Raw genomic sequence first — 12,540 nt, forward strand, 5'->3', positions numbered from 1 at the left:
ACTACTGTATGATTTTAGTGCTTTGTTAATTAATTTTAAATCATTTATAACGCGACAGTTATTTTTTTATTAATAATCCATTTCACCTGTTTTCAGCTTGCGCCAAAAGGTATATTTGCTTGCTACTGAAAACAAAATGAAATGAAAACAAATTTATTATCTAAAACGACACCTCTTTTTCTAAGGCTGTTAAACGCTTTCTTCTTATTATCCTTCCTGATGCTGGGAGTGAAAACTTTTGCGCAGTACTCAGGCACAGGTACATTTACCAAAGTGACTTCTGCCGCAGATGTTACAGATGGCTATTATGTAATTGCTTATGGCACGACTCAGGCTATGAACAGCACTTACACCAGCAGTACTTATTTTGCAAACACAGCAATTTCGCCAACTTCCGGTACAACCATCACAAACCCATCCAAGGCCATAGTCTGGAAAATAGAAACCAGCGGCACAGGTAAATCCATCTCAAGTGCAGATACATCTGTTTTTGCATCCTACACAGGATCCAGTAATAATATTCAGGCCGTAACGTCGGTAAGTGGGAATAATCAGAGATGGAGCTTTTCTTATACAGGCGGTGTATTTGAGGTTCAGAACTTAGGAGTTACTACCCGCTATTTACAATATAATACAGCTTCACCCAGATTTGCCTGTTATACGGGTTCTCAGCAGGATATCACATTATATAAATTAGCTGCAACGCCAACACTTACGGTTACCCCGGCTTCTATCACTGGGCTAAGCTATGTTCAGGGCGCAGGACCTTCTACAGCTCAATCTTATAATCTGAAAGGAGCAGATCCTACAGCAGGTATTACTGTCACTGCACCTACAAATTTCGAAGTTTCAAAAACATCTGGCGGTACCTATGCAGCCAGTATTACTTACACTGCAGCGGAGGGAAATGCAACATCTGGGCAAACAGTTTATGTAAGACTGAAGAGCGGCTTGACGGCAAATTCTTACAGTGGTTCTGTAACAAATACAAGTACCGGGGCAATCGAGAAAAATGTTTCTGTAGCAGGGTCGGTATCTGTCCCGGTTGCTTATACGCTGACCTACAATGGTAATGATAATACAAGTGATCCGGATACAGTGCCTGGCAGTGTAAGTTTCACCGGAGGACAAAATACCGGTGTACTGCTGGCTAATCCTGCAACACTTGCCAAGGAAGGATATGATCTTGCATCCTGGTACAGTATTGCCAATGGTATTTCCGGAGGGGTAAGTAATACACCCGGATCAAACTATGGTCCGGCTCCAATGCCAAGTGCTGATATTACAATATTTGCCAGGTGGAGATTTATGGTTGCTTACAACAGCAATGGTGGTAGCGGCTCAGTTAGTGGTCAGACCGCTTACTACAATGGAACTGCAGGAGTAAAGTCGGGAACAGTTGTTGTAAGTAGTGGTGTTGCTCTTACTAGGTCTGGCTATACATTCGGTGGATGGATGACCAGCGCTAATGGTACTGCCGCGAATTATATTGCAGGCAATAATTATACTCACACTGGAAGTAGTTCTACAAGAACACTGTATGCCTATTGGATACCTAATCCTCCAAAACTTACTGTGGCACCTGGTGCCTTATCCGGTTTTACATATTCTGAAAGCAATGGGCCGTCTTCTATACAATCCTTTGTACTTTCCGGCAGCGACTTGCAGGGTACAGATACAGATCCTGTAGAGCTTGTAACCATAAATGACAGATTCGAAATCTCCGAAGCTGCCGCAGGACCATGGAGCCACGCCATGGTACTTCCGTCCACTTATACAGGTGCAAATAAAACAATTTATGTACGCTTGAAAGCTGGGTTAACAGCTAGTGCTAATTATACAGACACTGTTCTCGTAAGTGGAGGAAGTGCAGTTGAAGCAAACTTTGCTGAGGTCAATCTTTCCGGTTCTGTTTCCGTATGTCTGGCGCCTACTGCTCAGTCATCTGTGTCGTCTTTTGGTTCTGTCACGTCATCTGGAATGACAGTGAATATCACTACAGGAAATGGCGTTGGCAGAATAGTGAAGATCAACACAAGCAATAGTTTTACAGACCCGGTAAGCTCAAATGTTTTGCCTGTTGCTGATGCTGCCTATTCGGGCAGTGGCGATCAGGTAGTCTTTGCTGGAAGCGGTAATGCAGTGATAGTTACAGGCTTGTTGCCATCTACGACTTATCACTATCGGGTTTATGAATATAATATTTGTTCCGGTAACTATACTTACGCTACAGGAACCGTTACAAACAATCCCCGCAGTCAGGCCACATTGTGCCAAATCCCGACAGTTCCAAATGGTGAAATTACACCGTCAGAAAATCCGGCTTGTTCTTCGGCAAGTCTTATTTATGAGCTAGGAACACAAGATGCAGCGAATATAACTGCAGGTGCTACTTATTACTGGCAAACTACAGCTACAGGAACCTCAACTGTCAATCCTGTTGTTTTTACAGGTAGCTCACAAGCTTCCGAGCCTTACTCAGTCACGGTATCAGGTAATTATTATGTGCGTGCCTATAACGGTTTTTGTTGGAGTAATGGATCTTATGTCACGCAGGAACCTATTTCTATAAGTACAACAGCAGGCATTGCTACACAGCCGTCAAATCAAAATGCTGTGGTGGGAGCTAATGCAAGTTTTACGGTAGTTGCATCTGGCACGGCACCATTTACTTACCAATGGCAGGAGAGTCCTACAGGATTGTCTGGTAGCTGGATCAATGTAGGAACTGCCGCAACGCTGAATGTTAATAGTGTATCCTTGTCTAAAAACGGCTACAAATACCGAGTGATCGTAAGTAATGGCTGTGGCAGCGTAACTTCTAATGTAGTAACATTATCTGTTTTAGAAGGACCTTGTATTAATGAAGATTTTGAAGGTGCTGATGCGCCAGCCAACTGGACTTTTACCGGAACTGTATGGGGAGGGCAGTCTTGCAGTGGGACAGATGGTATTGTCTTCAATGGTAGTGGTGATCTGGCAATTACACCAGTAGTTACCAATCCGCAGACTATATCTTTTTCAAAAAGAAGAAGCAGTAATACAACAGCTTGGTCTATGCAGATTCAGGTTTCTACCAATGCAGCCTACACTACATGGACAACTGTTAAAACATTAACAATAGCAGATATTTCAACCACTTGCTCTACGGAACTTAATATTGATTTGAGCGCATACACCGGAAGCCGGAAAATAAGATTCCTGGACAACAGAACCTCCGGTGCTCACGAAAGAACAATAGATGATGTAGTGATTTATTGTGCACCTTCCTGTAAGCCTGCAACTATTACGGCCTTTCCAGTTACCGGACCAGCAGGTACCTTGGTTGTAATTAATGGAAGTGATTTTACATCTGCTTCCGAAGTACATTTTGGGACTACATTTGCAACAACAGTAGAATATATCAGCCCAACTCAATTGAAGGCGATAGTTCCTGCAGCAGCTAATGGCAATATCATCGTGAATACTGCCTTGGATTGTGACTCGGAAGCTGATTTTACATTAATAAAAGAAGATGTTTCAAATTGTGAACCTATGACAGGAGCCAGTCCGGGAGGAACTTATGCTTCGGATCTTATTATTTATGAGATATATGATGAGAATGGCGGAACAGGAGGTACTGTTTCCATCTTCAATGGAACCAATGCAGCAGTAGATCTCAGCAATTATGATATCTACAGAGCAGCCAATTATGGAGAAACTTATTCTGATTATGCAACTATATCAGGGAGTCTTGCTTCCGGTGCTGTTGCTTTGATTGGTACGGTTTCATCAAATTGCGGATATATTTCCACAAATGGTACTATTAACGGCGGTTTCAATGATAATGATGGTTTCCGTCTGATGAAAAGATCTGTAGTGGTAGATGATGTGAGGACGCCTAACTATTCTGGATACTATATGAAAAGAAAGAATGAGTATCTCGCTCCTAATCTTACCTACAGTGATACGCAATGGATTACAGAAAGCCTTTCTGCTGGACAATGTTTGCCGGTGGATCAGGTAGGACGGATTCCGGGTGTCAGGACTGCACCTGTTGTTACTGCGCAACCTAGTTATTCGCTTTTGTGTGATGTCGTCAATGCGTCCCTTACACTTACAGCTACAGAAGGGCTTTCGGGAGGAAATACTTTGGCTTACCAGTGGTATGTGTTGGGAAATAACGGCAGTTGGACTCCGATTACAGATGGCGGTGTTTATTTGGGAGCTGCTACACCTGTTTTGACCATCAGTAATACCGAAGGACTTAATAATAATCAATATTACTGTCAGGTAAGAGAGAATACGCAAACATGTTATACAGCTACCAATGCCACTCAGATCAAAGAAGCTGGAAATACCTGGGCTAGCAATGTCTGGTCCAACGGAACTCCTGTTTTGGGGAATAAAGTAATCATTGCCGGAACTTATGATACCCAGGCAAATGGTGTTCTGGATGTCTGTGATCTGACTGTAAATGCAGGCGGAAGTATCAGAGTAAAGCCAAATTTCCCAGTTACAATCAAGAAGAAAATTATTAATAATAATGCAAATGCGGATAGTTTCGTAGTGGAAAGCGATGCGAATCTTATTCAGACAGAAGATGTTTCTAATGAGGGGAATATTAAAGTAGAGAGGAGTGTAGCGGGTATGAACAATGGTGCCGGAGCTATAGATTATGTATATTGGAGCTCACCTGTAAGTGGTCAGGAGATCAAAGGACAGACAGGGTTTTCTCCTAATACACCTGCAACCGGGTATATGCAGTACAATGAAAGTAATGATAAATTTGTTGTAACAAATGATTTGACCTTCCTCACAGGAAAAGGTTATGCAATCCGCGCAGAGAATGTATTGCCAAATCCATACACCAAAACTTACAGCTTTGCAGGTATCCCGAATAATGGTGATGTCTCTTCTCCAATTTTAAATAAATCGGCAGGCGCAGATAAAGGTTACAATCTCATAGGAAATCCTTATCCTTCTAATATCGATTTTGATCTCTTCCATTCGCTGAACGCTTCCAAGATTTATGCAACGGCATTCTTCTGGACCAATAATCAATATGAGCCTCAGCAGATGGGTTCCGGATATTCAGGTAATAACTATGCGATCTACAACATCACGGGAGGCGTGCCGGCCACTTATGATGAAGGTCATACTAATTATTCTGTAGCACCAAATGGTAAAATAAAAGTGGGGCAAGGGTTTATTGTACAGTCAAAAATTGCAGGTGCATTGGACTTCAAAAACAGTATGAGAATTACTGATGACGGTACTTTCTACCAGAAATCATCCACTAAAAACAGATTCTGGCTGACAATGAAATCTCCGAATAATCTGGTTAATACCATACTTATAGGTTATGTTCCCGGAGCTACGAACAATTATGAAACAGATTTTGACGGCGAGTTGTTTGCTGTGGGATCCGATTCGTTTTATTCTGTGTTAGGTGCGAAGAAGTTGGCGATACAAGGAAGAGCTGATAATTTTTATGCAGAAGATGTAGTTGCTTTGGGGAATGTCTTCTCTATGAATGGAACTTATACTATCAAATTAAAAACGGCGGAAGGTAACTTTAATAATAATCAAACAATTTATCTGCGTGACAAAGTTCTTAATAAGTATATTAATCTAAGCAATGTGGGAAGTTATACATTCGAAGCAACAAAAGGAACTGATAATACACGTTTTGAAATTGTTTATAAAGATGCGACACTTACTACAAATGAAAATAATAAATCTGAGTTTTTGGTTTACAAAGACGGACAGGATTTTGTAATCCGTTCTTCTAAAAAATTAGGAAAAATAGATGTATTTGATATTTCTGGGAGATTAATTAAATCTTTTATAACTAATCAGACTACTGCCAGACTTGATATGTCTACTTTTTCTAATGGCATATTTATTATAAAAGCGGAAAACTCTGGAGATATTAGAACTAAGAAAATCAACAGATAATTCTTAAAATTACCAATATAAAAGGCACTTTAGGTGCCTTTTTTTTGTTTTCATGTATTTTCATATATTCAATACATAATTGATTATTGTTATTAATATACTAAATTTAATGCTTTATTGAATATTAATTAACTTTTTTTAAGATAATTAATAAAAAATAATTAATTTAGCAGTCTTATTTTGAGAACACATGATTGCGAAAAAAAATTTATTAAAAACAGTTCCAGAGAACCGTTTCAACCTATTTCTTGTATTGCTTACAATGCTTTTGAGTGTTGGGGTTTGGGGGCAGTCAATTAGTATGACTGCAACTGGCACTAATACTCAAAATTTTAATTCCTTATCCACATCTGGTTCTACCACTTGGTCAGATAATTCTACTCTTTCAGCTTGGTATTCATCGTATGCAGGTAACATAACCGCAAATGCAGGAGCTTCTACTACAGCTGGATTGTATAGTTACGGATCAGGCACGAACACTGATAGAGCTTTGGGGTCAATAAATACTAATGCCAGTGGTAACATTGGTTATGGTGTCCAATTACAAAACAACACAGGTTCTACTATGACTAGTATGACTGTGGGATATACAGGTGAACAATGGAGAAAAGATAATAATGCTACAGCAGATCAAATACTATTTTACTATCGTGTGTATTCTACTGTTCAAAGCAACATAGATATTGCTACTTCTGGTTGGACTGCTGTTACATCATTGAATTTTACAGCTCCAATAGCAGGAGCAACAACTGCAGCTATTCTTGATGGAAATGCAGCAGCCAACAGAATTGTAATATCTAGTGTATCAATTCCTTCACTATCTCTTCCTTCTGGAAGTTATATAGTGTTTAAATGGGTTGATCAAAATATTAGTGGGACAGACCATGGTATTGGGATAGACGATGTTACAATAGCTTGGACAGCTGCTTCTGCTTTAACACCTCCGGCATTGACGGCTGCGATAGGTGCCACTGTAGATAATCCATTCTCGGTAACATTTACAGATGACGCTGCTTGGAGAAGTGCAATTACAAGTATCACTGTTGGGGGAACTACATTGACTGCCGGTTCTGCAGTAACAGCTGGTAATATTACTTTTACGCCTTCCGCTTCCGTTCCTGCTAGTCTTTTACAGACTGATGCCACAAGAACAATTGTAGTAAAAGCAACAGGATATAATGATGCTACAGTTTCACAACCAATCTCTGCTGGAGTCGCGACAAAACTGATTATCAATACTCAGCCTGTAGGACCAGTAACAAACGGCGCTGCATTGGCAACGCAGCCTCAATTGTATATTGGCGATCAATATAATAATCCAACCAGCGCAACCAGTGCTTCCGTAACAGCGGCAGTTGGTGCAGGATCGTGGACTTTAGGAGGTATCACCACTGTGAATTCAAATGCCAGTGGGAATATTATTTACAGTGGTTTAACGGCTACAAGTGCATCGGCGGTAACTGGTGCAACGATAATGTTTTCTGCACCTGGTTTAGCAAGTGTAACATCAAGTCCATTTGATATTGTTGGAACTGTTGCGCCGGTAATTACAAGTTCTACAACTAAATCTACTGTATATGGTACAGCGGATACTTATACTATCACAGCTTCTGGTTCTCCTACAGGTTACAGTACTGGGACTTTGCCAACGGGGTTTTCGTTTGTTGGTAATGTCATTTCTAAAGCTAATACAGTAAGTGCAGGTACTTATAACATCAGTATTTCTGCCTCCAACTCTGGAGGAACCGATACTAAAAATTTGACTTGGACAGTAACTGCAAAAAATTTAACCATCTCAGGATTATCAGGTGTTGATAAAGTTTATGACAGAACTACACCCACAACCTTAACTGGAACGGCTGTACTTAATACAATAGTTTCAGGAGATGATGTGACTTTGTCAGGAACGCCGGTTGCTAATTTTGTGGATTTTAATGTAGGAACAAGAGCTATTACTGTAACCGGTTATACTCTTTCTGGAACTACGGCAAGTAACTACACCTTGTCTCAACCTACTGGCCTATCTGCTAATATTACTGCAAAACCACTAACCCTGGCTAGCGCTGCGGCAAGCAATAAAACCTATGATACCACTACTGCTGCGGTAATCTCTGGTAATCTGACCGGGATTATAAATCCCGATGTAGTTACTTTATCAGGAACAGGAACTTTTGCTTCCGCTAATGCAGGAACAGGAATTGCTGTGACATCAACTTCTACACTTACAGGTGCAAATGCAGGTAATTATACATTGACGCAACCTACAGGATTGACTGCTAATATTACAAAGGCGACTCCTGTATATACACCGACACCTATTTCGGTTACTGTTGGAAATACTCAAACAATAGCTTCAAGTATTTCTAATTCTCCAGGGGTATTGACTTTTTCTTCTTTAAATACAACAGTGGCATCAGTGGGAAGTACGACGGGAATCGTAACTGGTGTATCAGTTGGATCTACCAGTGTTACTGTTACACAAGCTGAGGATACAAATTATTTTGGCGGCAGTACGGCAGTTTCTGTTACAGTAACTGATATTCAAGAAGGAACTTATAGAACTTTGACAAGTGGAACCTGGCCATCTTCCGGTACGGCAACATGGGAGAGATTGCTTTCTGGAAGTTGGATTTCTGCAACGCCTTCTTCAAGTACTACGGATTTACTAATCATAAGACATGCAATAACATCAAATGGAAGTTTTGCAGCTTCTGGAGGTAATCAGATTGTTGTTGAAAATGGGGGTAAGTTCACAGATAATAATGCATCAACATTATCATTGATTCAAGTTAAAAATGGTGGCGAGTTTGTAGTAGGGGCTACGGGTGTAACATTAGCTTTTGGTGGTAAAAAAATTGTTGAATCAGGTGGGCTTCTAAGTGTAAATGTAGCACTTACAAATGCTTCAAACTTCTGGGTAGGTACAGAAGATTTTCAGAATGGCTCTACAGTCGATTTTGCTAATTATTCAGGAACTTTGCTTGCAAGCACATCTCAGATTAGTAACAATACAGACGGTTACTTATTTGGTAATCTTAAATTTTCGGGCTCTACGGCTATTACTTTAGTAGGAACTAACTCTGCTACCAATTTTAATTTAACAGAAAATGACCTAATCTTAAATGGATCCGGTAATAACATTCTCATTGCATCTGCTGTTTCTAAAAATATTTTAATTAATGGAAATGCTATTGTTAATGCAGGTACATTGAGAGGAACGACTGCTTTATCATCAATTACTTTAAACGGTAACCTAGAAATAAACGGTGGAACGGTTAATATAGGTGCGACAAGTAATGGTTCAATAGTTTTTGGAATGAAACTAAAAGGTGATTTAAAAGTTTTAAACTCATCCACATTGACAACAACTGATCCTGATAGTGAATTGACGTTTGAAGGGGTAGGAAATGGACTTACACCAGATACAACTCAAAATATTTCCATATCAAACACTGCCACTGTGTCAAATGTGCAGTTCAAAGTTTATGCAGATTCTTATGTAAAATTAGACACAAATATTGCACTTGCATCTTCATCATCATTCACGGTGAACTCAGGAGGTACTTTAGATTTTGGATTTGATTCTTCCTTTAATCCATTAAATATGACAGGTAATGGTACCTTTGTATCTCAGAATGGAAGTAATCTAAGAATTACCTCTGCAAACGGTATCAATAAAACTGGTAGCTTGGGTAATGTGCAAACTACGACCAGAACTTACAGTAATCTTGCGACTTATCATTTCGTAGGAGCATTGACACCACAATCTACAGGTAATGCTTTTGAAAATACCGGAACAGCAACTGCTCTTAATTTGGTAATCAATAAAGATAATGCTACAGACATTGTCAATCTAAATACCAATACCAAAACAACCGGAGAGCTTAATATTATAAAAGGAACATTTGTAGAAACGGAGTCTAATAAAATTGCCGGAACAACTGGTAAACTCACAATGTCTGCAGATGCGACTTACAAAACGGCAGTAACTTCTAATATTACACCACAGCTTTCGGGAGCTTATACACTTGCAGCAGGTAGTACAATTGAGCTTAACGCTAATACAAATCAAAACTTCAACGCCACAAATACTATTACTTACCGTAATTTGATTTTTAGTAATGGAGGTACAAAAACAATCGGGAATACGAATGAGAATATTCTAGGGACAGTAACAATTAAGGATAATACAACTGTTGATGCCTCTACTAATACTTTTGGAGGAGCTGGAACTAATTTAACGATGTCTGATACATCAAAATTAATTCTTGGAAGTGGTACAGATCCGAAACCGAGAATGGATGGTGTTTATAATTTAGGAAGTTCTTCCACAATAGAATTTACCGGAAGTTCCTCTACTCAGATAAGAGTTCAGACAACTTCTACTAATCCGATTCCTTATGCAAAAGTAATAATCTCTGGAACCAATGTTAAAGCAGGGACAACGAATGCTACTGGTTTGACATTCCAATCCGGAGGTGTCTTTACGGTTACAGGAACTGGTGTTTATAAGGTGCCAAATCCGGCGGGTTTCAGTGGTGGTACGCTTACATCAATTAAGAATACAAATAATCCGACGATCAATCTGGAAACTGGCTCAACGGTAGAATATAACGGTACAACAGATCAGACTATTACTGTAGAAACTGTGGCAGTACCGGCAACAGGTAATTATCAAAATCTTGCTATTTCTGGTTCTGGTACCAAATCTCCGGCTGCTAATCTTACTGTTAATAATATGGTGAGGATGACAGGAGCAACACTTAAACTTCTTGCAACTGCGGAAAATGCTCCGGCTAATGTGCTTTACGCTTACAAAGGAATTGATAATACAAATTCAGCAGGAACAGTTATTTTTGAAAACAACGCACAGCTGTTGCAGGATGCAGATGCTGTAAACTACGGTAATATCCAATCTCAAAGGTTAGCGAGTAATATTAATAATGTGACTTCACAGATGGATTATATCTATTGGAGTTCTCCGGTATCAGGACAGGATTTGAAACTGTTTTCTCCCGGCACACCTACTAACAGAATCTATCAGTATAATGAAGCAACAGATTATTTTACAGGTGTTAATTTTGCAACAGAACCTAATTTCATACCGGGAAAAGGCTATGCTTTCCGTGCAGAAAGTACAGTCACCAATGGAAGTTCCAAAACGTATAGTTTTACCGGAACGCCTAATAACGGAACTATTGATATTAATATAAATAGATCTGCCGATTCTTCTACAGGAGTTGTACATGGGTATAATTTGATAGGTAATCCATATCCGTCTAATATTAATTTTGACGAACTTCATTTAGCGAATTCTTCATTGATATGGAACACTGCATATTTCTGGACCAACAATAGCTACACTTCTACTCAGATGGGGTCCGGTTATACACCAAATAACTATGCAATCTATAATGGTACAGGTGGAAATGCTGCGACAACTGCGGCTTCAGGCGTGGGAGTTACAGCTGTTCCTAATGGTATTGTGAAAGTGGGGCAATCATTTATCATTCAGAAGAAAGATTTTGGAAACGGTATTTTAGAATTTAAAAATTCATACAGTCCAACAAATATTCTAAGAGTGCCGGATAATGGGACTTTCTTTGAAAAAACCGGACCTAAAAATCGTTTTTGGTTAGAAATGACTGCTCCAAACAACCTTGTCAATTCTATTCTTGTCGGATACATTCCGGGTGCTACAAATGATTTTGAAACCGATTATGATGGCGAATTATTTGTAGTTGGATCGGATTCTTTCTACTCTGTTTTAGGTGCTAAGAAGCTGGCTATTCAAGGTAAATCGGGCAATTTCAGTTCAGAAGATGTTGTTGCTTTGGGGCATGTTTATTCTGTGACAGGTAATTATACCATTAAGCTGAAAAATCCGGAAGGGATATTTGATTATAGTCAAAATATTTATCTGAGAGATAAGTTATTGAACAAATATGTTAACCTTAACTCCGCAGGCAGTTATACGTTTGTCGGAACCAAAGGAACAAATGATACCCGTTTCGAAATCGTGTATAAAGAAGATGCAGTATTAGGAGCAGGTAATGAATCGAAATCTGAGTTCGTTGTTTACAGGGATGGAAATGATTTCGTTATAAAATCTTCTAAATCTTTAGGCAAAGTTGAGGTTTATGATGCTGCAGGAAGAATGATTACAGCACAAAAAACAAATGAAAAGATTTTAAGATTGAATGTTTCGACATTTGCGGAAGGAATGTTTATTATAAAAGCCGAGAATTCTGGTGATGTTAAAACCAAGAAGATTCTAAAATAATTTTACAAATCTCAGTTTGAAAAGACCGAAACAAATAGTTTCGGTCTTTTTTTATACATGATTCTCAATTTTTTACAACTAAAAAATTTAATAGAAAACATATCATATAAGGCTTTTAGGAAGTTAATTTTATACATTTATATGTAGTTATTTAATTTTTGATATGTCTATGATAGATGTATTTATTTAATTTATTTTTATTGATAATAGATTATTTATTTATTATATGTTTATTTAAAGTGTTTTTTATATGTTATATGTATAAATTAAACAATGGTTTGGTATTGTTATGTTATACTTTATTATTGATATAAATA

The 12,540-nt window shown here is 38.8% G+C and carries 2 protein-coding genes; both read left to right on the plus strand.

Features of this window, described 5'->3' with window-relative positions:
- Positions 1–141 precede the first annotated feature (141 nt).
- Positions 142–5,940 (plus strand): DUF8693 domain-containing protein, encoded by a 5,799-nt coding sequence (locus OPU68_RS09015; RefSeq protein WP_498473652.1) that lies wholly within the window; start codon positions 142–144, stop codon positions 5,938–5,940.
- A gap of 190 nt (positions 5,941–6,130) precedes the next feature.
- The gene (locus OPU68_RS09020) at positions 6,131–12,223 is read left to right on the plus strand and encodes a DUF8693 domain-containing protein (RefSeq protein ID WP_498473653.1); all 6,093 of its coding nucleotides are present in this window, start codon (positions 6,131–6,133) and stop codon (positions 12,221–12,223) included.
- Positions 12,224–12,540: the final 317 nt, after the last annotated feature.

The organism is Chryseobacterium sp. TB1-D10, from assembly GCF_059803555.1.